This is a genomic window from Staphylococcus kloosii (assembly GCF_003019255.1).
Lineage (GTDB): Bacteria > Bacillota > Bacilli > Staphylococcales > Staphylococcaceae > Staphylococcus > Staphylococcus kloosii.
In genome coordinates this window covers 1726935-1750960 of record NZ_CP027846.1, presented here as the reverse complement: position 1 = coordinate 1750960, position 24026 = coordinate 1726935, and the positions used below count along the sequence as shown (strand labels likewise).

Annotated in this window: 30 protein-coding genes; 3 read left to right on the top strand and 27 right to left on the bottom strand. The window is 32.0% G+C overall.

What is annotated here, in order from left to right; translation table 11 throughout:
- The first annotated feature begins 70 nt into the window (after nt 1-70).
- Entirely contained in the window at nt 71-301 is a 231-nt protein-coding gene (locus C7J89_RS08770; protein ID WP_103295927.1) for a hypothetical protein, read from the top strand.
- A gap of 177 nt (nt 302-478) precedes the next feature.
- Here the strand turns inward: C7J89_RS08770 and C7J89_RS08765 are convergent, their stop codons facing one another.
- From C7J89_RS08765 to C7J89_RS08645, 26 genes are all read right to left on the bottom strand, one after another.
- On the bottom strand, nt 479-778 hold the full coding sequence (locus C7J89_RS08765) for an NUDIX domain-containing protein (protein ID WP_106884407.1): 300 nt from the start codon (nt 776-778) through the stop codon (nt 479-481).
- The gene (locus tag C7J89_RS13315) at nt 775-900 is read right to left on the bottom strand and encodes an NUDIX hydrolase (RefSeq protein ID WP_115206186.1); all 126 of its coding nucleotides are present in this window, start codon (nt 898-900) and stop codon (nt 775-777) included. The genes C7J89_RS08765 and C7J89_RS13315 overlap by 4 nt, the downstream gene beginning before the upstream one ends.
- A gap of 225 nt (nt 901-1125) precedes the next feature.
- Entirely contained in the window at nt 1126-1293 is a 168-nt protein-coding gene (locus tag C7J89_RS13520; protein ID WP_158260862.1) for a type 1 glutamine amidotransferase family protein, read from the bottom strand.
- A gap of 259 nt (nt 1294-1552) precedes the next feature.
- Entirely contained in the window at nt 1553-2473 is a 921-nt protein-coding gene (locus C7J89_RS08755; protein WP_103295788.1) for an NAD-dependent epimerase/dehydratase family protein, read from the bottom strand.
- Nucleotides 2474-2588: 115 nt separating this feature from the next.
- Entirely contained in the window at nt 2589-3542 is a 954-nt protein-coding gene (locus C7J89_RS08750) for an alpha/beta hydrolase (protein ID WP_103295789.1), read from the bottom strand.
- A gap of 102 nt (nt 3543-3644) precedes the next feature.
- The gene (locus C7J89_RS08745) at nt 3645-3950 is read right to left on the bottom strand and encodes an ArsR/SmtB family transcription factor (protein ID WP_061854693.1); all 306 of its coding nucleotides are present in this window, start codon (nt 3948-3950) and stop codon (nt 3645-3647) included.
- A gap of 325 nt (nt 3951-4275) precedes the next feature.
- Complete coding sequence (locus C7J89_RS08740; protein ID WP_061854692.1) at nt 4276-4455, bottom strand: hypothetical protein; 180 nt, start codon at nt 4453-4455, stop codon at nt 4276-4278.
- A 13-nt stretch (nt 4456-4468) separates the two neighbouring features.
- Nucleotides 4469-4735: a hypothetical protein gene (locus C7J89_RS08735; protein WP_103295790.1), complete on the bottom strand. Its 267-nt coding sequence runs from the start codon at nt 4733-4735 to the stop codon at nt 4469-4471.
- Nucleotides 4736-5072: 337 nt separating this feature from the next.
- The gene (gene sucB, locus C7J89_RS08730) at nt 5073-6356 is read right to left on the bottom strand and encodes a dihydrolipoyllysine-residue succinyltransferase (protein WP_103295791.1); all 1284 of its coding nucleotides are present in this window, start codon (nt 6354-6356) and stop codon (nt 5073-5075) included.
- Nucleotides 6357-6369: 13 nt separating this feature from the next.
- Nucleotides 6370-9171 carry a 2-oxoglutarate dehydrogenase E1 component gene (locus C7J89_RS08725; RefSeq protein ID WP_103295792.1) on the bottom strand — a complete coding sequence of 934 codons (2802 nt, stop codon included), beginning with the start codon at nt 9169-9171 and terminating at the stop codon, nt 6370-6372.
- A 257-nt stretch (nt 9172-9428) separates the two neighbouring features.
- Nucleotides 9429-10784, bottom strand: coding sequence for a HAMP domain-containing sensor histidine kinase (locus C7J89_RS08720; protein WP_103295793.1), 1356 nt, complete (start codon nt 10782-10784; stop codon nt 9429-9431).
- Nucleotides 10781-11443, bottom strand: coding sequence for a response regulator transcription factor (locus tag C7J89_RS08715; protein ID WP_061854688.1), 663 nt, complete (start codon nt 11441-11443; stop codon nt 10781-10783). Before C7J89_RS08715 ends, C7J89_RS08720 begins: the two co-directional genes overlap by 4 nt.
- Before the next feature lie 464 nt (nt 11444-11907).
- Nucleotides 11908-12522, bottom strand: coding sequence for a phosphatase PAP2 family protein (locus C7J89_RS08710; RefSeq protein ID WP_061854687.1), 615 nt, complete (start codon nt 12520-12522; stop codon nt 11908-11910).
- Between the two features lie 24 nt (nt 12523-12546).
- Nucleotides 12547-13620, bottom strand: a complete 1074-nt coding sequence (locus tag C7J89_RS08705; protein WP_103295794.1) for an undecaprenyldiphospho-muramoylpentapeptide beta-N-acetylglucosaminyltransferase — start codon at nt 13618-13620, stop codon at nt 12547-12549.
- Nucleotides 13621-13630: 10 nt separating this feature from the next.
- Nucleotides 13631-14140 carry a GNAT family N-acetyltransferase gene (locus C7J89_RS08700; RefSeq protein WP_103295795.1) on the bottom strand — a complete coding sequence of 170 codons (510 nt, stop codon included), beginning with the start codon at nt 14138-14140 and terminating at the stop codon, nt 13631-13633.
- Between the two features lie 26 nt (nt 14141-14166).
- Nucleotides 14167-15615 (bottom strand): S41 family peptidase, encoded by a 1449-nt coding sequence (locus tag C7J89_RS08695; protein ID WP_103295796.1) that lies wholly within the window; start codon nt 15613-15615, stop codon nt 14167-14169.
- 155 nt (nt 15616-15770) lie between these two features.
- On the bottom strand, nt 15771-15992 hold the full coding sequence (locus C7J89_RS08690; protein ID WP_061854683.1) for a YozE family protein: 222 nt from the start codon (nt 15990-15992) through the stop codon (nt 15771-15773).
- Nucleotides 15992-16492, bottom strand: a complete 501-nt coding sequence (locus C7J89_RS08685; protein ID WP_103295797.1) for a PTS sugar transporter subunit IIA — start codon at nt 16490-16492, stop codon at nt 15992-15994. The genes C7J89_RS08690 and C7J89_RS08685 overlap by 1 nt, the downstream gene beginning before the upstream one ends.
- A gap of 14 nt (nt 16493-16506) precedes the next feature.
- The gene (gene msrB / locus C7J89_RS08680; protein ID WP_061854681.1) at nt 16507-16935 is read right to left on the bottom strand and encodes a peptide-methionine (R)-S-oxide reductase MsrB; all 429 of its coding nucleotides are present in this window, start codon (nt 16933-16935) and stop codon (nt 16507-16509) included.
- On the bottom strand, nt 16928-17455 hold the full coding sequence (gene msrA / locus C7J89_RS08675; protein WP_103295798.1) for a peptide-methionine (S)-S-oxide reductase MsrA: 528 nt from the start codon (nt 17453-17455) through the stop codon (nt 16928-16930). Before msrA ends, msrB begins: the two co-directional genes overlap by 8 nt.
- 101 nt (nt 17456-17556) lie before the next feature.
- The gene (locus C7J89_RS08670; protein WP_061854679.1) at nt 17557-18396 is read right to left on the bottom strand and encodes a DegV family protein; all 840 of its coding nucleotides are present in this window, start codon (nt 18394-18396) and stop codon (nt 17557-17559) included.
- 12 nt (nt 18397-18408) lie between these two features.
- Nucleotides 18409-18891, bottom strand: coding sequence for a dihydrofolate reductase (locus tag C7J89_RS08665; RefSeq protein ID WP_061854678.1), 483 nt, complete (start codon nt 18889-18891; stop codon nt 18409-18411).
- A gap of 34 nt (nt 18892-18925) precedes the next feature.
- Nucleotides 18926-19882 carry a thymidylate synthase gene (locus tag C7J89_RS08660; protein WP_061854677.1) on the bottom strand — a complete coding sequence of 319 codons (957 nt, stop codon included), beginning with the start codon at nt 19880-19882 and terminating at the stop codon, nt 18926-18928.
- A gap of 146 nt (nt 19883-20028) precedes the next feature.
- Nucleotides 20029-20466, bottom strand: coding sequence for a bacilliredoxin BrxA (gene brxA, locus C7J89_RS08655; protein ID WP_061854676.1), 438 nt, complete (start codon nt 20464-20466; stop codon nt 20029-20031).
- Nucleotides 20467-20509: 43 nt separating this feature from the next.
- Nucleotides 20510-21628, bottom strand: coding sequence for a conserved virulence factor C family protein (locus C7J89_RS08650; protein ID WP_061854675.1), 1119 nt, complete (start codon nt 21626-21628; stop codon nt 20510-20512).
- 13 nt (nt 21629-21641) lie between these two features.
- Complete coding sequence (locus C7J89_RS08645; RefSeq protein WP_233432456.1) at nt 21642-21833, bottom strand: zinc-finger domain-containing protein; 192 nt, start codon at nt 21831-21833, stop codon at nt 21642-21644.
- A gap of 310 nt (nt 21834-22143) precedes the next feature.
- Between C7J89_RS08645 and C7J89_RS08640 the strand changes: the two genes are divergently transcribed.
- Nucleotides 22144-22848, top strand: coding sequence for a queuosine precursor transporter (locus C7J89_RS08640; RefSeq protein WP_103295405.1), 705 nt, complete (start codon nt 22144-22146; stop codon nt 22846-22848).
- A 22-nt stretch (nt 22849-22870) separates the two neighbouring features.
- Here the strand turns inward: C7J89_RS08640 and C7J89_RS08635 are convergent, their stop codons facing one another.
- Nucleotides 22871-23440: an RBBP9/YdeN family alpha/beta hydrolase gene (locus C7J89_RS08635; protein WP_103295406.1), complete on the bottom strand. Its 570-nt coding sequence runs from the start codon at nt 23438-23440 to the stop codon at nt 22871-22873.
- 152 nt (nt 23441-23592) lie between these two features.
- Between C7J89_RS08635 and C7J89_RS08630 the strand changes: the two genes are divergently transcribed.
- On the top strand, nt 23593-24003 hold the full coding sequence (locus C7J89_RS08630) for a ribonuclease HI family protein (protein WP_103295407.1): 411 nt from the start codon (nt 23593-23595) through the stop codon (nt 24001-24003).
- The last annotated feature ends 23 nt before the right edge of the window (nt 24004-24026 follow it).

The window sequence follows — 24026 nt, the reverse complement described above, 5'->3', positions numbered from 1 at the left end:
TAGTAATTAAGTTATAATATTGTTTGTAAATATTGGTTTTTGTCTTTTATAAATATGAAGGAGTTTTATTATGAAATTCGCAAAGGTTTTATCAATAGTATGTACTGTATTACTAGTCGGTGTATTAGTCTACGGTGTTATTATGATGATCGGTGATTTTATGGGAATAACAACATTTAATAATCAGTTATTAGTTGTCGGTATCGCTTTAGTATTATTAAGTGATTTAGTTCAACGAAGTCAAAAGTTACTTTCTATTATATTACTTATTGCAGGTATTGTTTTAATTTTTATTGGTTAATATATAAAAGACAGTGAGTCGATGCACTCGTTGTCTCAGACTGTCGACAAAGTATTGAACTTTGTGGGCAGTTTTTTTATGCGGATACTTTCCTGGGATTAGTATCAGATAGAGATTCTACACAGAAAAAATTTAAAAACTCAGTCATTTTTTTACAAAATTTTTGAATTCGAAATATTATATTTCGAATTCACCTTCATAAAAATAATCAGCTTTATTATTAAATAACTCTATAATATTAGATTGATAATATTTGATATAATTATCAATTTCATTACTTTTTAGCCATTTTATTTCTGATATTTCTTCTGGGGAATTATTAGTTAAAGTCCCACCTACTATTTTACAACTAAATGTTATAAATAAAGCATGATTATTATGGTTCAAGATTTTACCTTCGTTAATTGCAACTATATTTTCCACCTCTATATCGAAACCTGTTTCTTCAAAAAATTCTCTAATTACTGCATCCTTCAAACTTTCATTTTTTCAACAGCGCCACCTGGTAAGCTCCATGTATTATGCTTTATGTTATGAACTGATAATATTTCACCATTTTCATTTTTAACTAAGCCATAAACAACTTTTATTTCGTTCATCGTCAAATCCCCTTTGTTAATTAATGAAAATTCACTTCAAAGAAATCAAAATTATTATATCTTATTTATAGCATTTTAAAGTCTAATGACTACTTAAAATCCTTAATTAAAATAATAACACTACTATAAATATATAAAAATACAACGACGTTGCACGTCGTTGTGTTTTCGATTAATAAACAATTTTGTTTGTGAATTAAGATTCTAATAATAAATCTTCTGGGTTTAGCTAGAATATATACTATCATGATTATATACTTCATTTATTGCAGCTTGTATAAATTGGTTGTCAGGAAAGTCAAACATAACACCGTGACCACCAGTAAAATAAATAACATCATATTCTTTAGAATTTGCATAAGCAATTGACTGCGCATTTTTTAACAAATTCATAAAATGTTGATCTTTGTAATACTTTTTGGTTACACGGTCTTACATGAATGTGTTTAAGCTCACTGGGTCAATAGGAGTGTCGCCACCTTTTATATTAAATATGTCAATTGCATAATTGTTATTGTTAAAACAGTCATAAAAATGAACGAGTTCTCCAAACCACAATCCAGTAGATTTCTTGCTATCCCTAAACTGATTACTACTTGTGTTTACAATCATTATCTTTTTCATTATTAAAATCCTTTGTTTTTAAACAAAATTACTTTTTGGAAAATACTTGATTGATACCTTCATCAAATGTTGTTGTTTTAAAATCAGGAAATTGTTTTTTAAACTTTTGTGATTTGAATATATTGTCATACTTATATCTAGGTAAAAGTTCAACAAGTTCCTTAACTTGTTTATTGAATAGGCTTCCTACTTTAAACATCCACATTGGAAGCACAGTATAGTTAACTTTTTTATTAATAATATTTTCAACTTTATTTATAAGATTTCTATAGGTAATGCTAGAATCTGTAGGTAAATGCCAAGTTTCTCCATAAGCATCAGGTGTATTACCAAGCAATGCTAATGCGCGACTAGCATCAGGCGTCCATATAAGTGTACGTAGAACAGAATCACTCAATGGAACAATTGCTCGTTTGCCTTCTTTAACGCGATTAAAAATCATAGAGTTCGTTATACTTTGAGTTAAATCTGGCCCATAAAATTCTGGTGCGCGACCAATGACTGCATCAATTGTTTCATCTTTCATAGCTGATAATAACATGTTAGCCATTTCAGCGCGTACTTTTGATTTACGTCCTTTTGCTTTAAATGGACTACTTTCTACTTGCACATTATCATTTTTTTCATACATATAAGTATTATCAAAGAACGCTAATTTGCTGTTCGTTTCTTGACATGCTTTAATAACATTTTCCATAATTATAGGAAACCGTTTTTCCCACATTTCTGAATTAGATGGTAAACCAACAGCAAAGTAAACAATATCGCTGCCTTCAATAGCTTTATAAGTATCCTCATATTTCATCAAATCTGCTGGGACCACTTCATCAGTATCGTGTATTTTTTTAGGTTTTCTACTTACCAACCGTATGTTTTTAGTATATTTACTATAAATTTCTTTAGCAATTTCTTGTCCAATTTGTCCATTACTTCCTAGTATTGTCTGCACTATATACTCTTTCCTTTAATCTCTTATTTTTATATAAACAGTGAATCAACATATTGTTGATTCACTAAATGATAATGCAAGGAATGCACGTTAATCATTTGTTTTAATAGAAATATTAATAATTGTTTTTCTTATTAATCCAAGATGTTGAAATATCCATAGCTTCTCGAGTTGCACTGGTTTGATCCAAGTCATTCACCATAACAAAGTCATGAATTGTTCCTTGGAAACGTATTTGAGCTATTTCAACGCCAGCTTCTCTTAATTTATTTGCATAAGCCTCGCCCTCATCGCGTAATACATCAGCTTCTGCATTTAGAATCATAGCAGGCGGTAGTCCCTTAAGATCTTCAATAGAAGCACGTAACGGAGATGCAGTGATTTCTGCTCTTTCTTTAGAATCCGCTGTATATTGATTCCAAAACCATTGCATACCTTCTTTAGTAAGATAGTAATTTTCAGCAAATTGGTTATATGATTCTGTATCAAATTCTGCATTTGTTACAGGATAATATAACAACTGCTGTTTTATTGGCAATCCACCGTATTGTTTTGTCATGATAGTCATTACAGTAGCCATATTACCGCCAACTGAATCACCTGCAACTGTTAATTTATTGATATCAAAATTTTTCTTTTCAGATACGTCTTTTAGTTGTTGCAATACATCATAATTTTGTTCAATTGCTGTTGGGTATTTAGCTTCTGGAGAGCGTGTATATTCTGGGAATACTACTACAGAGTTTGTTCTTACAGCTAATTCTCTTACTAATTTGTCATGTGTTTTTGCACTGCCAAAAACCCAACCAGCTCCATGTATATAATATATTATTGGAAGCTTATCTTTATTTCCTTTCGGGCGAATAAAACGGACTTGAATATCCCCCCATTTTTCAGTTGAAAAATTTGTATCTTCAATATCTACATCATATTTTTCCACTGGGGATGTTTGTACTTCTTCTAGTAAATTTCGACCATCTTCAGGGGCTAATTCATAAATGCGTGGATGTGGCTTGTTAGCATCACTAAATTTTTGTGCGGCAGACTCTAAAACTATTTTTTTATTCATAATAAATCTCCTTTACTGCTAAGTTTACATTCCAATAAGGAATAATACTAATATATATATCCATATGTTTAAACATTTAAACATAATGCTCAAAATTTTAAACTAATCTGCAAGATCTGCTTCGAGAGAAGAAGTTAATTCTTTTAACCAATCTAAAGTATCTTCTAAATCTGAACTATAGTATCTCTCAAGTCCTACTTGACTGACAGATAAAATACCTGCATCTAACATTAACTTCAAATGGTGAGAAACAGCTGGACGTGAAATGGGTAATAATAAAGTAATCTGGTTAACTGTTAATTGTTTTTCTCTACACAATAAAACAAGAATTTGTTGTCTTTTTTCATCTTGAAGGATATTTAAAATTTTTGTTCCTCGCTTAAATATTTCTAATGTTTCTTGGATCATTTATAAGCTCCTTTAGCATCTATTCTAATATTAGTATAACCAAATTCTTTAATTAATAATATAATATAGGTAAGAATTCATTAATTGTCATTTATTGGATAAATTAATTTTCACATATAAAATATAGTGACAAAACGGCCCTGCACTAATTTTTAATGCAGGGCAATAACTTATATCTTACGAGTCGTAATTTGCTTTTTTGTACCATTGCCACGCTCTATTTTCGCGCTTTCTTGTTGGCGTGTGTTACGGCTTTGCTCTCGCAAACGTTTGCGTAACGTTGCTTCTTCTGAGGGCGTTAATATATTCCATTTATTCGCCTTTTTTATTTATCGTAAATGACTTGCGTTTGATTGCTATTATCCAATATTGTAGGTGGACTTATAGGCGTTCTGTGATTCAGTTTTATTTTCGTGTTATCTATATCTTTGCCATAAGATACTTCGATAGGCTCATTAAACGCTTTGTTATTTAATATTTCGGAATTGGTTTTACCTCTTGCCACAAACAAACACTCCTTACTTACGTTTTTTATGCTCTGCAAATGCAGGCATTGGCTCTACCATAGGTCTTGCGTTAAGTCCTAATTGTCTTAAATCTCTATTGCTAATATCTAAACAAATCATTATATTTTCGTCTAATTTTTTTAGATACGGTAAAACTTCGATAGCTTCATTGTGGTTTACGCGTCCTACTTCAGTATCGTATAAGCGTACGTTATAAAATAAGCACTTACCGTTTTTTAATTCTACTTTAATATTTTCTAACGTCCCGTTGTTTTTCATATTCAGCCCTCCTTATTGCTATTAGTCTTTTTTGATTAATAGCTATATACTCTGACCATTTTCAGAATGAATTTACTGTTTTTTCAGTAACTTTAATACGTTATGACGATACATAAGTGTATTGTCATATCTTATAAAAGAATAAGTGCCACATTATATAACATTTTTGCAGTATACCGTATAACGGTTTTTTATTTGGGTTAAAATTTCTTCTTTATTAAAAATCATGCTTTGGGGGGATTTTGGGAGAAATTAAGATAAATGAATAAATACATAAAAAACACAACGACGTTGCGCGCCGTTGTGTTTTCGATTAATAAACTATTTTATTTGTGAATTAAGATTCTAATAATAAATCTTCTGGGTTTTCGATTAAGTCTTTAATTGTTTTTAAGAATCCAACTGCTTCTTTGCCGTCGATAATTCTGTGGTCATAGCTTAATGCAATGTACATCATTGGACGGTTTTCGATTGTGTCTGCATCAATTGCAATTGGACGTGTGATGATAGAGTGCATGCCTAGGATTGCTGCTTGACTACCGTTAATAATTGGTGTTGACATCATTGAACCAAAGATACCACCATTAGTAATCGTGAACGATCCGTTAACCATATCATCTAATCCTAATTTTTTGTCGCGAGCTTTAACTGCTAAGTTAGCAATTTCAGCTTCGATTTCAGCAAAGTTTTTCTTGTCACAATCTCTAACGAAAGGTACTAGTAATCCGTCGTCAGTTGAAACTGCTACACCGATATCATAGAATTCTTTTGTAATCATGTCATCGCCATCGATTTCAGCATTAACTTCTGGATATTTTTTCAATGCTGCTACTGCTGCTTTTGTGAAGAATGACATAAATCCAAGTTTTGTACCGTCATGATCTTTAATAAACTGTTCTTTTTTACGTTTACGTAAGTTCATAACATTTGTCATGTCGATTTCATTGAATGTAGTTAACATTGCAGTGTTGTTAGATACTTCTAATAATTTTTTAGAAGCTGTTTTCTTACGACGAGACATTTTTTCTCTTCTAACTGGTTTTGAAGGGTTTTGATTTGCTGGTGCTTTTGCTTCTTCTTTTTTACTTGAATCAGCTGCATTACTTGATGAAGCTTGTTTGTTTTGACTTTGGTCGATGTGTTCTTTTCTCACAACATCGCCTGAATTAGAAGCAACATCGTTTAAATCAATACCTTTTTCGCGTGCATATTTTCTAGCAGATGGTGTCGCATTTACGCGTTGGCCATTGTCACTGCTACTGCTTTCTGAAACTTCAGAAGTTGCAGGTTGTTGATCGTTAGAAGCTTCAGCTTTGTCATCTGAAGATGCACTTGCCTCTTTATCTGAAGAACCTTGTGATTCGCTACTACCGCTATTTGAAGGTTCACCTTCGCCTACAACAGCAATTGCTTGACCTACTTCAACAGTATCGCCTTCGTTAGCAAGAGTTTCTTGAAGTACGCCCGCATCTTCTGAAACTACTTCTACGTTAACTTTATCTGTTTCTAATTCTAAGATAGCTTCACCTTTATCTACGCTATCTCCTACTTGTTTTAACCATTCTGCAATGGTACCTTCTGTGATTGATTCTGCTAATTCTGGAACTTTTACCTCTGGCATGCCTAACTTCCCCCTAGTTATTATTTGTGCTTTGTTCTAATATCATATTTTGTACGAGTTTATGAATTTCTCCATCACCTTCAGCTGGTGCTGAACGTTGAATTCGACCATGGTAGCTTAAATCATATTTATCAATTGTTAACTCTTTCAAGTAAGGATAAACGAATGACCATGAGCCTTGGTTTTTCGGTTCTTCTTGTACCCAAGCGACATTTTCTAAGTTTGGTAAATCGTCTAATAACGCTTCAATTTCTGAAGCAGGGAAAGGATATAGTCTTTCTACTGCAACGATTAAAATGGATTCGTTTGGATTATCAGCTAAATATTCTTTCAAATCAATAAACATTTTTCCAGATGCTAAAATAACTTTTTTAACAGCTGATTTATCATGTTCCTCTGGTAAGATTGGTTCGAATTTTCCAGAAGTGAATTTTGATATTGGGTCAGCTACAGTTTTATTACGTAATAAACTTTTAGGTGACATTACTACAAGTGGTCTCATTGATTGTGTACCTAAGTTAGCTGCTTGTAAACGTAATAAATGGAAATAGTTACTAGCACTAGATAAGTTAACAACAGTCATATTATTTTCACCAGCAAGTTGTAAAAATCTTTCTAATCTTGCTGAAGAGTGTTCAGGACCTTGACCTTCAAATGAATGAGGTAAGAATAAAGTTAATCCTGATCTTTCACCCCATTTAGCTCTTGAACTAAATAAGAAGTTGTCAAAAATCATTTGTGCCATATTTGAAAAGTCACCATATTGTGCTTCCCAAATAGTCATACAGTCTTTGTTTTGTACGTTGTAACCATATTCAAATCCAACGACAGCTGCTTCTGATAGTGGTGAATTATACACTTCAAAAGTCGCTTTTTGATCTGGAACATTGTGTAATGGTGTATAAGTGTCACCAGTTTCAGGGTCATGTAATACTGCATGTCGATGACTGAATGTACCACGTTCACTGTCTTGTCCAGTTAATCGTACTGGTTTACCATCTTGTGTAATTGTTGCGAATGCTAATTGTTCAGCTTGTGCCCAATCTACTAAGCCTTCTTCTGATTCGAATGGCTCTCTACGTTTTTCTAAAACTTTATTTAACTTTTTCATCACATTGAAACCAGATGGATAATTTAACATTGCATCGTTGATTTCTTTTAAATGGTCAAAGCTAAATTCTTTGTCGTCACCTTGTAATGGATTTTCCAAGCTTTCTGGACGTTGCATATCAGGATTGTCCATTTTATCGCTTTTATCAATTTTATCGTGAGCTGAACGTAATGTTTTTTGTACTTCATCCATAATTGAATTCATTTCATCTTCAGATAAAATTTTATCTTCAACTAATTGTTTTCCGTACAATACATCTACTGGATCATGCTTGCGAATTTCATGATATTGTATTGGATTAGTAATTGATGGCTCATCCATTTCGTTATGGCCATAACGACGGTAACCTACTAAGTCAATTACTACATCTTTATGAAATTCTTTTCTGAATGCCATAGCGATTTCGATGGCTTCGATAGTTGCTTCTACATTGTCGGCATTAACATGCATAATTGGCACATCGTAACCTTTAGCAATATCAGAAGAATAAGTAGTTGAACGGCCATCTTCTGGCTCAGTAGTGAATCCAATACGGTTATTCGTGATGATATGCAAAGTACCACCTGTAGAATAGCCTTCTAAACCACCAAGGTTCATTGCTTCAAAGTTAATACCTTGACCTGGATAAGCAGCGTCACCATGAATAAGAATTGGCATCGCATTATGGAAATCTGTCGTTACAGACCCTGCTTGTTCAGTGTCATCTTGGCTTGCTCTCGTTTTACCTAAGACTACTGGTGCAACAATTTCTAAATGACTTGGGTTGTTAGCTAATGATATACGTTGCTCGATACCATATGAGTCTGTAGTTTTAACGCCACCTAAGTGGTATTTAACGTCTCCAGACCAACCATTAGTTAGTTGCAAACTACCATCTTCAGGTAAGAACTTCATTGGATCAGTGTGCATGAATTCAGAAATCATCATTTCATATGGTTTTTCTAACACGTGAGTTAGCACATTTAATCTACCACGGTGTGCCATACCAATTTGAATGTTTTGAATTCCTTCATCGCCAGCTAATCTTAAAGTTTGTTGTAGCATAGGTACTAGTGTATCAACGCCTTCTATAGAGAAACGTTTAGCACCTACAAAGTTTTTGTGTAAATATTTTTCAAAACCTTCAACATGTGCAAGATTTTTGAATAATTCAATTTTTTGGTTTTCATTTAGTGTGGCTTTATAAGGTGTCTCTATACGACGCTTTAACCAAACACGTTCTTTGTTGTTATTAATGTGCGTGTATTCAAAAGCTATTGGCCCTTTATAACGTCTTTCCATACGATCAATTGCTTCATATGCATTGTCATAAATATCTTTGAAATGCTCTGAAACAATACCGGCCGAGATAGATTCTAATGTTTCTTGGTCTAAATTAAAATCTTCAATGTTTAGCTTTGGTACATGTTTTCTTTCAGGACGATTAACCGGATAAATATCTGCCAATAAATGCCCGTATTGTCTAATATTATCAATTAATCTCATAACACGTTTAATCGTGCTATCACCTTTTGCATCGCCTCGATCGGCGCTTGCTTTCGTTACGATGTCTGCTTCACCGTTTTTAATTGTACTGAAAAGGACTTGCAAATCTTCAGGAACTGCAGATGGATCTTCTAAATAGATGTCGTACAAATCAAGTACATAGCCAAGATTTGTCCCGAAATTTACAGGTGCCTCGGAAACCTGTCTTTCGTTGCTCATTTTACACCCTCCACAAAATAGTTGAAACGCTTACACACCAATAATAGCATTAAATCTATTGAAATAAAAGCACCAAAAGCCTGTAAAATATAAAAAAATAGTTTGAGATATAATTTTATAACACCTATAAAATTGTCATAAAAAATAAACCATTAATTATTAATAAATAATGGTTTATTTAACATTTTTGTACTTACAAGCTTTGCTTATAACTAGTGCACAACATTATATTTGTATTGTAACAATTATTGTCTAAACTAAAAAGTGATTTTGAAAGTAGTATATTTTCCTACTTCACTATCAACTTGTATCGTACCGTTATAATATTCAATTATTTTTTTAGCTATTGATAATCCTAAGCCATTGCCGCCTAAATTACGCGCGCGTGATTTATCAACTCTGTAAAATCTATCGAAGATAAATTCAATATCTTCTTTTGGAATACCCATACCGTGGTCGGTGACTTCTATAGAAATTTGTTTGTTTTTTAAATTAGTTTGAATTTGAATAAATTTATTATTTTGGTCATATTTAATGGCGTTATCAATAAAAATTATTAATATTTGTTCGAATTGGTAACGATTTATTTTAATATTTAATGGTTTATCAAAAGGTTCGAAGTTAAAAGTATAATCTGGATGTAAGTGTTCCATAGACTTAATTCTAGAATAGATTTCTTTATTAATATCGACACTTTCAATTTCTCTATCATTAACTGAATTATTTTCCTTCGTTAATAATAATAATTCTTCTACTAATTTTGTAATCCGTGACATCTCTTCTAGTGAGATATCTAATGATTCTTCTAAAATTGCAGGGTCCTTTTTGCCCCATCTTTGAATTAAGTTTAAGTGCCCTTGAATAATTTGTAACGGTGTACGCAATTCATGTGAAGCATCTTCAACAAATTGTCGCTGTTGGTTAAATGACTCTTCTAATTGCGCCATCATGGCATTAAATGTGTCGATAAGGTGATCGGTTTCTTCGTAACTAGTCGGTAATTCTAATTTTTCTTGGAAACCATCACGGCGTATTTGTCTCATTTTATTAGACATAGTTATCAGTGGTTTTGTTATTTGTGAAGAAACAATGTAACTGATCATCGCAGTTAATAGAGTAGCAATAATGCCAAATGTTAGAGCGAATAAATATAATGAATTCACCAAGGCATTGTAATTTTTTAATGAATGAACAATGACACTATAACCGCTAAAGCTTTGAGAATCAATTTTATTAGTAATAATTAAATAATTGACACCGTGGTCAGATTTTATTTCTTGATGATGGAAACTATGTACATGTAAATCGGGTGAAAAATTAATCGAATTATCATTAGATGTTTCTAGTTTTAATTTTTCATTATTATTAAAAAGCATAACTTTTTGATAATTTCCTAAAGAAGCGTTTAGATCTAAAGGTGAAATATGATCAATGGGTTTCGTTTCGAATAAATTATTGATGTCATTAGAACTGCGTTCGGCTTCTGCAATCTCATTTTGTCTTAGTGCATTGCTGACATAAAATATGATGATGATACTAAAGATTAATATTGTTGAAAAAGTAATCGTCGTCGTTATTATCATCCATTGGGTTTTTAGTCTTCTTTTAGTCATCGTCTTATCACGTAACCTACGCCTCTAACCGTCTCAATATAGTTATCCATACCATAAGGCTTTAATTTATTACGCAAATAGCGAATATAGACATCTACGACATTTGTTTCAACTTCACTATCATAACCCCAAACATCGTCTAAGATTTGTTCACGTTGCATCACATGATTGATATTATTTCCTAACAATAGCAGTAAATCATATTCAGTTTTTGTTAAGCCTAATGGCTCACCATTTACTGTAACTTTAAAAGCCTCCTTGTTAATAACCAAACCATTTATATTAATTTCGTCCTTTTTAGGCTGTCGTCGTAACATAGCACGTATACGAGCAAGTAACTCTTCAATATCAAAAGGTTTTACAATATAATCATCTGCACCATAATCTAATCCAGCTACTTTATCATAGGTATCACTTTTGGCTGTAATAATAATAATGGGTGTATTTTGAGATTGTCTTATTTGTCTACAAATTTCCAAACCGTTAATGCTAGGTAGCATTAAGTCTAATAAAATTAAATCATATGTATTACTCAAAGCTTTATCCAAGCCTTGCTGCCCATCATATTCGATGTCAACGTCATAGTTTTCGTGTTGTAGTTCTAATTCTATAAAACGTGCCAAATTTTGCTCATCTTCAACAATTAAAATTTTTGTCATGCAACTAACTCCTTATCTATGATATTAGGAAAATTGTTATTTAATAATAGGTTATATCTATCATATATTATCAATTTATGAACTTAATTTGAAGTAACTTATTAATTTCAATGAAGGTGAATTACGACTAGCCATTATAGTGATAAAAAGTTTTAAAAAAATTACTGAAATTTAATTGACAATGATTCTCAATGATGTATAATGTAATTGAAAATGATTATCAATTCCGAAAAGACATTCCCCCCACACATTTCGTTCTTTGATGGAATGATCATTTTCAGAAATATCCCCTTTTATATGCCCGTAAAAGACTAACGTTGCGAGTCAACGTAACATATAATCGGTTTTACCTCGGTAAAACCGGTTTTTTGTATTGTCTTTAGTTATTTTCTATTGTATATAGTTTTATAAAAAAACACGCATACAGATTTTCAATCATCTGTGTGCGTGTTAATAATATAACATTATATTTGCAGTTTATGTCTTAATATAAGTGTACTTAATACTATACAGAAAGTCCCACCAATTATGCCAGCTATTACATCAGTAGGATAATGCACGCCTAGATACACGCGTGATGCCGAAATCATAATTATAAATAAAGCGCATAAACCAATTGTAAAAGCTTTTGCTTTATCTTTCATGACACGATTAGCGATATAAATGCCACTACCGAAAAAAGCTGTTGCCCCCATAGCGTGTCCACTTGGGAAACTGAAACCAGAAATATCAATTAGACGTAATAACGTTGGACGTTCTCTGTCAAAAATATTTTTAAGTAGTGGATTTAAAGTACTAGATAAGCTCATCGCTATAACGAAAAATAGCGTTTCGATGTTGTAGCGTTTTAACATTAAGTATGCTACTAATAATAATGATAAGCATACCATTGCCCAAACTTCGCCGACTTTTGTAAATCCTAATAATATCGTCGTTGTAATAAAGCTCTCAGATGAATAAATGAACTCATAAACTTCATTATCAATCCATTTACCCAGTCGTGATTCATGGAAAAATGCAATCACGCTAAATATTAAAGTGAAAATAATTAGTAATGAAATACGTTTCCAGCGTGACATTGTTATGCACCTTCCCTCCCTGAGTTATTGCAATGCATCTTTGATGATTTTATCAAATAAGTCGTGTCTTGTGTAACTTTCTTTATAGGAATTCATTTGTTCTATAATTGTAGCTCTATTATTTTCAATATTAATTAATTGTTTAGTTAATTTATCTTCTGTTAACTCATCTTCCATAATGTAGCTACCAAAATCTTTTTTGGCAAAGTTTTTCGCATTATCGATTTGGTCGCCACGAGATTGATCTAAACCAAGTGGTATTAATAACATTGGTATTTTTAATGTTAAAAATTCATAAATCGCATTTGCTCCAGCACGACTAATAACCGTATCAGTAATAGCTAACAAATCAGTTAAATCATCTTTAACAAATTCAAATTGACAGTAACCTTCACGGTCTTGTAGTTGTTCATCAAGTAATCCTTTACCAGTTAAATGAATAATTTGGTAAGTTTTTAATAAACCGTCTAAATTGCCTCGGATAATGTCATTTAACTTTCTACTACCTAAACTGCCACCCATAACAAGTAACACTTTTTTGTCATTAGTAAAGTTAGTTAAATGATAACCTCTTGATTTATTACCACTTTTTAAATCCTCACGCACTGTTGCACCGACAAAATCTGCTTTATCTTGAGGTAAATATTTAACTGTATCCTCAAATGTAGTATAAATTTTCTTGGCAAATTTTAAGGCGATTTTATTCGCTAATCCTGGTGTTAAATCTGATTCATGGATTATTGTGGGTATTTTAAGAGAACGAGCTGCTATTACAACAGGTACAGATACAAATCCACCTTTCGAAAATAATAAATCAGGTTGCTCTTTTTTTAATACTTTACGAGCATCAAGCACACCTTTTAATACTTTGAATACGTCTTTAATATTCTCTAAAGAAATATAGCGTCTTAACTTACCACTAGAGATGCTATGATAAGTAATATTAGGTAATTGTGATGCGATCATCTCTTTTTCAATACCGTTTTTAGAACCGATATAAAAGGCTTCATGACCTTTTTCAATTGCAGTTGGAATTAAACTTAAATTGACTGAAACGTGTCCAACAGTACCGCCACCGGTAAATGCAATCTTTGACATAATACAACCTCTATTCTTCTAATTTTTTATAATATGCATAAAATGGTTTGCCTTTATTAAAAGGATGATAATCCATTTCTGCTTCTCCTACTTTAGTAAAGCCAAATTTTCTGAATAAACTTTGTGCACGATAGTTTAATGCAAAAGTATCAGTGATTAACATATGAACACCGTGGTCTTCAGCTAAATTAACGGCAAAATCGAATAATTCAGTGGCGCCACCTTTATAATCGGGAGAGCTCGCCAATCTGTGTATAACATATGCATTCGTTCTATTAATTGGCCATTCAATTTTATCATACCACTCAGATTGATTTTGGTCGACCACAATAAAGCCATATATTTTATCGTTTGATTCAAGGACGAACAATGATTCATTATTTATATCGTCAACGAAATGTTCGGATAAAGGATAATGTTCATCCCACTGATTATTATTATCTTGTTGCATCACGGATTTAGCATCCTCTACTAGTAACATAACACTATCTAAATCTTGTTTTGTTGCAGTTCTAATCATATTGTTACACCTCACTATTATATATTTTACTTCAATTGTTTGATTACTTTATCTAATACAGAATCATCTTTATTAGCTTTTTGAACTAATTGCTGCGTGAATTTATCATTGGTTGATTTATCAAACTTACCTGTCGTAGATAAATTATTCTTTTCTTGGAATGATTTAACAGCTTGTTGTAACTCAGAATCAAATTTTGTAGATTTATTATCTACATTATAACCTAAAGCTTGGAGACCAATTTTTAATGATTTTACATTTTTATTATCATCATTAAGTTGATAAGTAGTATTATTTGGAATTACAGTAAGAGACTGATAGGCAGGTTCTTTAATTTCAACGTTAGGTTTTATACCTTTTCCATGAATATAATGTTTGTGTGGTGTTAGCCATTTTAACTCTGTGTATTTGAGTAAAGAACCATCTTTAAATTCTTTCGTTGTTTGAACAATACCTTTACCAAACGTCGTAGTACCATAAACTTTGGCTTTATGATAATCTTTCATCGCACCTGTAAAGACTTCAGACGAACTGGCTGAACCTTTATTCACTAAAATAGCTACGTGCATATCTTTTGCTTCTTTTAGTGCATCATTAGGTGCTTTAATCGATTCAGTATGTTTGCCTTTTTCTAAAGAAACTACAGTTTTATTTTTATCAATAAAGATATTAGCCATCTTAACTGCTTCATTAAGTAAACCACCAGGATTATTTCTTAAATCTAACACGATATTTTTCACACCATGTTTATGTGCTTTAATAATTTGCGATTTAAGTTCTGCAGCAGTACCGCTTTGGAATTTATTAATAGTAAATACGCCAACATTTCCATGCTTGTTATATTCTACACTTTTAACATGTATCGTATCGCGTTTAATACTAATATCATGTGATTGACCGTTACGTTCAACCGTTAACGTTACAGTAGTACCTTTTTTACCGCGTACTTTCTTTACTACATCTTCTAATGGTTTACCTTCAACTGATTTACCGTCGACCTTAGTAACGACATCTTTTGGTTTGATACCAGCTTTTTCTGCAGGTGAATCTTTCATCGGACTTGTAATTTGTATTGTATTATGTTTCTTTTGCATTTCTGCACCAATACCTACAAAGTCACCAGATACATCTTCGTTGAATGATTTGGTTTGTTCTTTCGTCATATATTCAGAATATGGATCATGTAATTTACTTACCATTCCTTTTATGGCTGCATCTGAAAGTTTCTTTGAATCTGTAGGTTTATAATATTCTTTATCTAATGTTTTGTATGCTTGCTCTATTTTTTTAACAGAAGCACGCTGTTCGCTATTTAGTCCACTTGCCCAATGACTTATAGCTATCGTGGCAAAAACAGTAATAACGACTGTTAATACGACTATACCTATTAACATTAATATAAAAGAACTTAATTTAAAATTAACCTTTTTCTTTTGCTGTTTAGCAGATTGTTGTTCTTCATTATTTTCTGTCATTTCATCACTTCCTAATGGCTTATGTATATTAAACATAAATTTGCTAAAAAATAAAAGTGGCTGGGATAGAACCTAAATAGATTTACCCCAGCCCCAATTATTCTACTGTAATATAATAGTATAAATATAATGTAAATCTCAAATAATATCGCTATTTAGAATTGTAACCATTCTAAATATTCTTCATATAAATCATCAAAAACAGACATAGATACTGTAAAATCCCCGTGAGTTTCAATGTATTCCGAAAGAATATTGAAATCTTTTTCGTGTTTTGGAAAAGACAAATCATCAAAAATTTGTTCTGCTAATTCGCCTTTATCATTTTTACGTCCTCTAACTGTTAATGCGAATTGGTAAAATGAATAATTTTTCATTATTTCATTGTCACATCTACAATTTTAGTGTCACCTTTTACTACGTTCGTAGCTTCTGCAAAGTTAACAGATGCTGTTTGATCTGAATTTGTAATAATAATAGGAGATGTTGTAGATTTAGCATTGTTTTGGATAAAGTCTTTATCAAATTTTAAAATTGGGTCACCTACATTTACAGTGTCGCCACTTTCGACTAATATTTCGAAACCTTCGCCATCTAATTGAACTGTATCTAAACCGATATGCACTAATAACTCTAAGCCGTTTTCAGCTTTTAAGCCAATTGCGTGTTTTGTTGGGAATACATTGTCGATTTTACCATCGATTGGAGATACAACTTCACCTTCGCTTGGTTTAATGCCGAAACCTTCACCCATCATTTTTTGTGCGAAAACAGGGTCTGGAATATCGTCTATTTTTACATATTCACCTGTAATAGGCGCATAAATTTCAATTTCTTTTTTAGCTTCTTGACCTTTACCAAATAATTTTTTAAACATAATTAATCCGCTCCTTAATTTTTAAAATGTGGTAACAAATCTCCGTAGCCTAATTCTTCTAATTTATCATAAGGGATAAATTGTACTGCCGCAGAGTTAATGCAGTAGCGCAAACCACCAGACTCTCTAGGTCCATCATTAAAGACATGACCTAAATGACTATTAGAATCTTCTGATCTAACTTCAGTTCTAATCATGCCCATTGATTTATCAACGAGTTCGATGATTTCTTCATCGTTTAAAGCTTTTGAAAAGCTTGGCCAACCACAATCCGACTCAAATTTTTCTTCAGAAGTAAATAATGGTTTACCAGATAATTTATCTACATAAATGCCTTTATCAAAATGGTTCCAATATTCATTTTGAAATGGTGGTTCTGTACCATCTTCTTGTGTTACTAAATGTTCCATTTCTGTTAATTCATCTTTACTTTTCTTAATCATTTTGTTCCCCCCAATGCTTTTCTATAAACGCTTTTCTACCGGAACCGCGTTGATATTGTTCATAATGTAACGGGTTCTTTTTATAATAATCTTGATGGTAATCTTCTGCTGGATAAAAGTTTTTATATGGTTTGATTGGTGTAATAACCGGTTTATCGAAAATTTGCTGCTCATTTAATTGTTGAATTTTATGTTCTGCAGCCTTTTTCTGTTCCTCATCATGATAAAAAATAACGGGTTCGTAATGTTCACCACGGTCGAAAAACTGGCCGGTATTATCCGTTGGATCAAATGTTTTGAAATATATATCTAAAATATTTTCAAATGTTGTAATGTCTGCGTCATAAGTAATTTGCACTGCTTCTACGTGACCAGTTTGATTTGTACTTACTTGTTCATAGGTAGGATTATCAATGTTTCCACCGCTATATCCTGAGACTACATCTTTTATGCCTGGGTATGATGTGAATGGTTTAACTAAACACCAGAAACATCCTCCGGCTAATGTTGCATATGCCATAATAAGCCTCCTAAAATATATCTTGTCATAAAATTAACAATAAATTAAGAAATTTGCTATTAAAATGTTTGAAGAAATAGCCTTTAATCAATATATAATAGTTAAGATTTCAATACGACTAATCCAATTGCACCTTGTCCTGTATGTGCAGAAATAATAGGTGTAGTGGTATTTACATCAAAATCACTAAAATCGAATTCTTCTGAAAAATGTTTTTTTATTTTATCAACAAATTGCATAATATTAGCGTGAGCTATACCAATTGCTTTAATATTATGATTCTCAACAAATTGCGCAACTTCTTTTTTTAAGAATTGAATACTTGAATTTTGTGTGCGTGAATTATGGACTAATTCAATTTTGCCATCAATTAAAGTACCCACTGGTTTGATTTTAATCATATTTCCGATTAAACCTTTTGTTTTACTTATTCGACCACCTTTTATTAGCTGGTGTAATTGGCCAATGACTACATAGAGTTTAATATTTTTTTGTAATTCAATGACTTGTTTTTCAATATCTGCAACGGCTAATTGTTCACGTTTCCACTCTACTATTTGTTTAATTTGATAGCCTAGGCCATAAGAGATAGATTTTGAATCAATGACAGTAACTTTACTTTCTGTCATTTGACTTGCTTGCACAGCAGTTTGATACGTTCCGCTCAAACCAGAAGTCATATGGATACTAATAATTTCAGAACCGTCTGAACCAAGTTCGTCATATAATTCTATAAATTTACCGATAGGAGGCTGGCTTGTCTTAACATCAGCATCAGCCTCTATTTTTTCAATAAATTGTTCGGAGGATATATCAACTTGATCAATATAAGATTCTCCATCAATCGTCAAGTTAAGTGGGACAACGTGTATATCATTGTCTTCAAGATATTGCTTAGATAAATCAGAAGTCGAATCTGTCACAATTTTTAATTTTGCCATAGTTTATCCTCCTTATTGTGCCTTACGAACTAGATGTAAAAATGTATGTGGTATTGTATTTTTATCATCTAGTGTACCTGTTACTGAAGATTCAACTTCCCAGTCTTCAAAAGTGTATGGAGGGAAAAATGTATCGCCATTAAATTTATCTTCTATAACGGTGATATACATATCATCAACGACATCAATCATTTCTTCGAACAAAGTTTGTCCTCCAAAGATGAAAATATGACCGGTTAAATCATAGATTTCATCAATGGAATGTATAACGTCTACACCTTCAGCTTCAAATGAAGTATTTCTAGTTAATACAACGTTTTTTCTATTTGGTAACGGTTTGCCAATAGATTCAAATGTTGATCTACCCATTACGAGTGTATGGCCAGTAGACAATTTTTTAACATGCTTTAAATCGTTGGGTAAATGCCATGGTAATTGATTGTCTATACCTATAACACGTTGTTGGTCATGGGCTACTAATATCGAAAGTGTCATAATATCCTCCTTTATAAATGTTTAATTACTATTGTTAAACCGCTATGGGTGCTTTTATTGCAGGATGTGATTCATAATTTTCAAGCGTCAAATCTTCATAATTTATATCGAAGATAGATTTATCGCTATTAATTTTAATCGTTGGTGCAGCGAAACTATCACGCTCGAGTTGTGTTTCTATTGCATCCATATGATTAGAATAAATATGTGCATCACCGAAAGTATGAACAAATTCGCCTACTTCGAGACCACATTCATTTGCAATTAAATGTGTTAATAAACTATAACTTGCTATATTAAATGGTACGCCTAAGAAGATATCGGCACTTCGTTGGTATAATTGACAGCTCAGTTTACCATCTTGCACATAAAACTGGAACATTGTATGGCATGGTGGTAAGGCCATTGTATCAATCTCTGCAGGATTCCAAGCTGAAACAATGTGTCTACGTGAATTAGGATTTTGCTTAATTTGCTCGATAACATTAGCTAATTGATCAATATGATTCCCATCTTTATCTTGCCAATCACGCCATTGTTTACCATACACGTTACCTAAATCCCCGTATTTTTCAGCAAATGTATCATCTTCTAATATTTGTTGTTTGAATTTTGCCATTTCTTCTTTATAGAGCGCGTTAAAGTTTTCATCACTTTGAGCTCTATGCCCAAAATCTGTCATATCTGGACCATGGTAGTCATCTGACTTAATGTATTTTTCAAATGCCCATTCATTCCAAATATTGTTTTTATATTGTAGTAAATATTTTATATTCGTATCACCTTTAATAAACCATAATAATTCGGTAGCAACTAATTTAAATGATACTTTTTTTGTTGTTAATAACGGAAAACCTTTTGATAAATCAAAACGTAACTGGTGTCCAAATTTAGAAATTGTACCCGTATGTGTTCGATCATCTTTTGATTTTCCTATTTCTAATACTTCTTCACACAAATCATGATAAGCTTTGTCAAAAGCATTTAACATTTAAATTCACGCTCCTCTCAATAATAAGCTACTTAGTATTAATAATATTGCATATTGTCATCGATTTAAAGTAATTATATAGAAAACGCGATTGACTTTACTTGCCAATCGCGAAAAATTATTATAATAATTTAATTTTTTAATTATTATGAACAATGTTCATCGAATGCATCTTTAATATCCATGCAGATATCTTGTATGTCGCGACCTTCAATATGTTCTCTCGGAATAAAATGTTTAAGTTCAGTCCCTTTAAATAGTGCATAAGATGGACTTGAAGGTACTTGTTGTATATAATCTCTCATTTCTTGAGTCGCTTCTTTATCTTGACCGGCGAAAACAGTAACTTTGTGCTGAGGTTTATTGTCATTTTGCTCAGCAACAGTAACTGCTGCAGGTCGTGCTAATCCCGCTGCGCAACCACAAGTTGAATTGATTACGACAAATGTCGTTTCATCTTCTGGTACATTATCCATATGTTCTTTAACTGCGTCTGGTGTTTCTAAACTAACAAAGTCATGAGAAGTTAATTCTTCTCGCATTTGTGTCGCTAACTCATTCATATATGCTTCATAAGCGTTCATATTAATACACTCCTAAGTTTAAAATAATAATAAGATTTGCGTGCTATTTATTGTTTCTATTGGCAATCTGCTTCCATACAGAACCAAGTGCCTCATCGCCATTTTCGATACGAGAAATAGCCATTTCAATCTGTAATTTAACTTCATAGGCATTATCATCGATGTGTGCTTTCAAGCTATCTAACTGTTCTGGTCCACCTTCATCAAATAAAAACATTGCCGCTCTCCAGCGTACTATTTTCTGTGGATCATCTAGTGCCTTTTCCATTTCTGGTAATGCTTGTTTAAAGCCTAAATCACTAAGGCAATCACCTGCTGTGCGTCGTACGCCAGGGCTTTTATCATTTAATCCTTTATATAAATAAGGTAACACTTGTTCATCTTCAAGCATACCTAAAAGTACAACCGCTTCACGTCTCAATGGCGCTTTTTCTTCATCGCTTAATACACTACCTAGTAATGGTAAATCTTCTAATGTTGGTGTTGGAAATTGTTTTAACATGCGCAATCTATCTTTCCAATTTTCAGCGCTATTATACTCTTCCAATGTAACATGAGTATAAACTTTCTCAGGCACAACAATGTCAGTTGCTTGTGCATCACTTACTAATTTGTCTAGTTGTTCTTGTGGATACATCGCAGTAATTTCATCGCTGATTTCTGACATGATATCATCAAATTCACCATATCTTATACCAAAGTCTTCCCACTTTCTTAGAAAGACAACATTATCATTTTCTTTTTGTGCCGCAAGCATACTATCTACATATACTTCTGGCAATTGCTTACGTTTTTCCTCTTCGTTATTAGTTAGTTTGATTTGATATGGTATACCTTTGAACATTAAAACTTCAGCTTGGATTTCACCAAAATGTTCGTCTGGCGTTGCTTCTTCCGTTTCACCTATCTCGTCATTTAAAGTAGAGGTAATTTGAGGTAATACTTCTTCCCAGTCAGCTTTAGGTTGTTTATCCACTGCTAAAAAGTCCATAACATGAAAAATTGATTTAACGTCGTCTAAAGCTAATAAATCATTTATAAATTGAGGTTGCCCTTCTTTTACTGTTGTATAAGTATTTGATTTATTATCTTCTCTTTTTTCACTTAGTACTATTTTCATTGTATTTGGACTTGGTGTAGGTTCTACGCGTACTATTTCCATATATGTTACCTCCCTATTGTAAGTTATTTCCAATTTGTTTAATTTGTATGCCGATTGAACATTCATTTATGCAAAAATGATGTGCATAAGTTTTACCATGTTCTTTTCTATTATGAGCTTTCAGCATACATTGATGGCAGTAAGTATTCATTAAGTTATCAATTGCTGCAATAGCTTCTTTTTCTGAATAAGTTAGAATTGCTATTCACACTCCTATAGTTAAATAAATCATTATAGTATTAAAACATAATATTTAAAATGTGTAGCTATTTATATAACTAATACTTTATTATTAGTTCAAAACAAGCAATTAATCACATTATAGCATTTGTAAGTTAGAATGTTGAATGCAAAAGGTTGTACATTGTAAAAGGTTAATATAAGTTGTAAAAAATTTAAAATCACCTGTTTGACTTTTTACGTTATTGCAATTTATTTAGCAATCTATTAAAATTAATAAGTTGCATTTTGCGGTTTCTAAACACCCGCTTAATCAAAATTTAGGAGGAAATTAAATGTTTAACGAGTTATTTGGTATCTTTACTTTTATCGTTACCTTTGTATTATTAATAATTATGTACAGAGTGTTTGGGAAACACGGATTACTTGCCTGGGTAGCTATAGGGACAATTATAGCTAATATACAAGTAATCAAAACGATTGATTTATTTTCTATTTCAGCTACTTTAGGTAATGTAATGTTTGCTTCAATTTATTTAGCGACAGACATCCTGAATGATATTTATGGTCGAAAAGTAGCAAAAAGAGCTGTGTGGTTAGGATTTAGTTCAACATTAGTAATGATTATCGTTATGCAATTATCATTACACTTTACGCCTTCCCCAGTTGATACGTCACAACACGCTTTAGAAACAATATTTAATGTTGTTCCACGAATCGCATTAGGATCTATTATCGCCTATATTATAGGACAACATCTAGACGTTATGATATTCTCACTTATTAAAAAAGTATTCAGTTCAGATAGAACTTTTATTATAAGAGCCTATGGTAGTACTTTATTTAGTAATATTATAGATACAGCATTATTTGTCTTAATTGCATTTGCAGGTTCAATGCCTAACGCTGCAGTATTTGAAATTTTCATTACAACTTACGTATTGAAACTATTATCTACAATATTTAACGTGCCTTTTGGTTATATTGCAAAATCTATGTATCGTAAAGGCAAAATTACAAGTAAAGACGAAGGCTATTAAGTCCAAAAGAGATTGAAGTGATTCAATCTCTTTTTTTATTTAATAAACGATTAATTTGCTCTAATAAGAATTCAAATGTTGTATAACCTTCACTTGCTAAAAAATGCCCTTCATGTGGAATTTCTATGGTATCAATGCCTAAGGAAGAAGACAATCTACGCGTCGCATCTATATTAACTATTGGATCTGCAGTTGCGCCTATTACCTTTATAGTATGCGCGTTAATATTGTTTAATGAAATATCTGTCTGAGTAATAAAGTGATTTAATTCAGGTATATTTGGTAATTGCTCATTAAATCCAGAGATAAGAAACAATCCTTTGATATGTGTTTCATTAGCGTGATGTGATAAATAATCTAATGTAGTGATAACACCTAAGCTATGCGCGACGATTATAGTTTCATTAGTTAATTTATGACTTAAGTAATCGTCTAGTGTTTGTGACCACGCCTTGTATTTTGGTTGTGCAGAGTTGGGTAATGGTATAATTTCTGTCGTATAACCATATCGCATCATAGAGGATTTTAACCATTGAAACCAATGGCTTTCAGTATTGGCTTTATAACCATGAATTATAAATAAATTTTTCATTAGTATCTCCTTTACGTTTTACTTTAGTTATTCTAATTTGTATTACGTTATCATAAGATAATAATAGTAGATCAATTCTTAATGCAAGTTAATTATTATCATATTTAGTAATTTGCTAAAATAAAGATAATCTATGTTAAGAGGTGTATACATTGGCTAAAATATATTTTGATGCAGCAACTGGAGGTAATCCTGGATTAAGTAGTTGTGCTGTCGTAATCGTTACAGAAGACGAACGCTACGTATTTGAAAAAGATTTAGGTATATTAGATAATCATAGCGCTGAATGGGCTGCATTCGAGTTCGCATTGCATTGTGCAATTGATTTGAAAATAGACAATGCTTTAGTTTTTACTGATTCAAAATTAATAGAAGATAGTGTTAATAGAGAGCAAGTAAAAAATGATAAATTCAAACCTTACTTGAATAAAACATTAGCCCTTGCAAATAAGTTTGAGTTAATGTTTGTTAAATGGGTTCCCCGTAATCAAAATAAAGAAGCAAATCATCATGCTCAACAAGCACTATATAAAAATACACAACAAGAAAAGAAGCGGAAATGACGTAACTTGTCATTACCGCTTCT

Excerpts from the sequence above, each read along its gene's own strand:
- C7J89_RS13520 (WP_158260862.1), bottom strand. The coding sequence starts at position 1,293 with ATGAATTTGTTAAAAAATGCGCAGTCAATTGCTTATGCAAATTCTAAA.
- C7J89_RS08665 (WP_061854678.1), bottom strand. The coding sequence starts at position 18,891 with ATGACACTTTCGATATTAGTAGCCCATGACCAACAACGTGTTATAGGT.
- C7J89_RS08735 (WP_103295790.1), bottom strand. The coding sequence starts at position 4,735 with ATGAAAAACAACGGGACGTTAGAAAATATTAAAGTAGAATTAAAAAAC.
- C7J89_RS08745 (WP_061854693.1), bottom strand. The coding sequence starts at position 3,950 with ATGATCCAAGAAACATTAGAAATATTTAAGCGAGGAACAAAAATTTTA.
- C7J89_RS08705 (WP_103295794.1), bottom strand. The coding sequence starts at position 13,620 with ATGTCAAAGATTGCATTTACCGGTGGCGGTACTGTTGGACACGTTTCA.
- C7J89_RS08710 (WP_061854687.1), bottom strand. The coding sequence starts at position 12,522 with ATGTCACGCTGGAAACGTATTTCATTACTAATTATTTTCACTTTAATA.
- C7J89_RS08660 (WP_061854677.1), bottom strand. The coding sequence starts at position 19,882 with ATGTTAAATGCTTTTGACAAAGCTTATCATGATTTGTGTGAAGAAGTA.
- msrA (WP_103295798.1), bottom strand. The coding sequence starts at position 17,455 with ATGGCATATGCAACATTAGCCGGAGGATGTTTCTGGTGTTTAGTTAAA.
- C7J89_RS08635 (WP_103295406.1), bottom strand. The coding sequence starts at position 23,440 with ATGAAAAATTTATTTATAATTCATGGTTATAAAGCCAATACTGAAAGC.
- sucB (WP_103295791.1), bottom strand. The coding sequence starts at position 6,356 with ATGCCAGAGGTAAAAGTTCCAGAATTAGCAGAATCAATCACAGAAGGT.
- C7J89_RS08715 (WP_061854688.1), bottom strand. The coding sequence starts at position 11,443 with ATGACAAAAATTTTAATTGTTGAAGATGAGCAAAATTTGGCACGTTTT.
- brxA (WP_061854676.1), bottom strand. The coding sequence starts at position 20,466 with ATGAACGCTTATGAAGCATATATGAATGAGTTAGCGACACAAATGCGA.
- C7J89_RS08690 (WP_061854683.1), bottom strand. The coding sequence starts at position 15,992 with ATGAAAAATTATTCATTTTACCAATTCGCATTAACAGTTAGAGGACGT.
- C7J89_RS08640 (WP_103295405.1), top strand. The coding sequence starts at position 22,144 with ATGTTTAACGAGTTATTTGGTATCTTTACTTTTATCGTTACCTTTGTA.
- C7J89_RS08700 (WP_103295795.1), bottom strand. The coding sequence starts at position 14,140 with ATGATTAGAACTGCAACAAAACAAGATTTAGATAGTGTTATGTTACTA.
- C7J89_RS08695 (WP_103295796.1), bottom strand. The coding sequence starts at position 15,615 with ATGACAGAAAATAATGAAGAACAACAATCTGCTAAACAGCAAAAGAAA.
- C7J89_RS08750 (WP_103295789.1), bottom strand. The coding sequence starts at position 3,542 with ATGAATAAAAAAATAGTTTTAGAGTCTGCCGCACAAAAATTTAGTGAT.
- C7J89_RS08685 (WP_103295797.1), bottom strand. The coding sequence starts at position 16,492 with ATGTTTAAAAAATTATTTGGTAAAGGTCAAGAAGCTAAAAAAGAAATT.
- C7J89_RS13315 (WP_115206186.1), bottom strand. The coding sequence starts at position 900 with ATGAACGAAATAAAAGTTGTTTATGGCTTAGTTAAAAATGAAAATGGT.
- msrB (WP_061854681.1), bottom strand. The coding sequence starts at position 16,935 with ATGATTAAGAAAAGTAAAGATGAATTAACAGAAATGGAACATTTAGTA.
- C7J89_RS08650 (WP_061854675.1), bottom strand. The coding sequence starts at position 21,628 with ATGGAAATAGTACGCGTAGAACCTACACCAAGTCCAAATACAATGAAA.
- C7J89_RS08670 (WP_061854679.1), bottom strand. The coding sequence starts at position 18,396 with ATGGCAAAATTAAAAATTGTGACAGATTCGACTTCTGATTTATCTAAG.
- C7J89_RS08720 (WP_103295793.1), bottom strand. The coding sequence starts at position 10,784 with ATGACTAAAAGAAGACTAAAAACCCAATGGATGATAATAACGACGACG.
- C7J89_RS08725 (WP_103295792.1), bottom strand. The coding sequence starts at position 9,171 with ATGAGCAACGAAAGACAGGTTTCCGAGGCACCTGTAAATTTCGGGACA.
- C7J89_RS08770 (WP_103295927.1), top strand. The coding sequence starts at position 71 with ATGAAATTCGCAAAGGTTTTATCAATAGTATGTACTGTATTACTAGTC.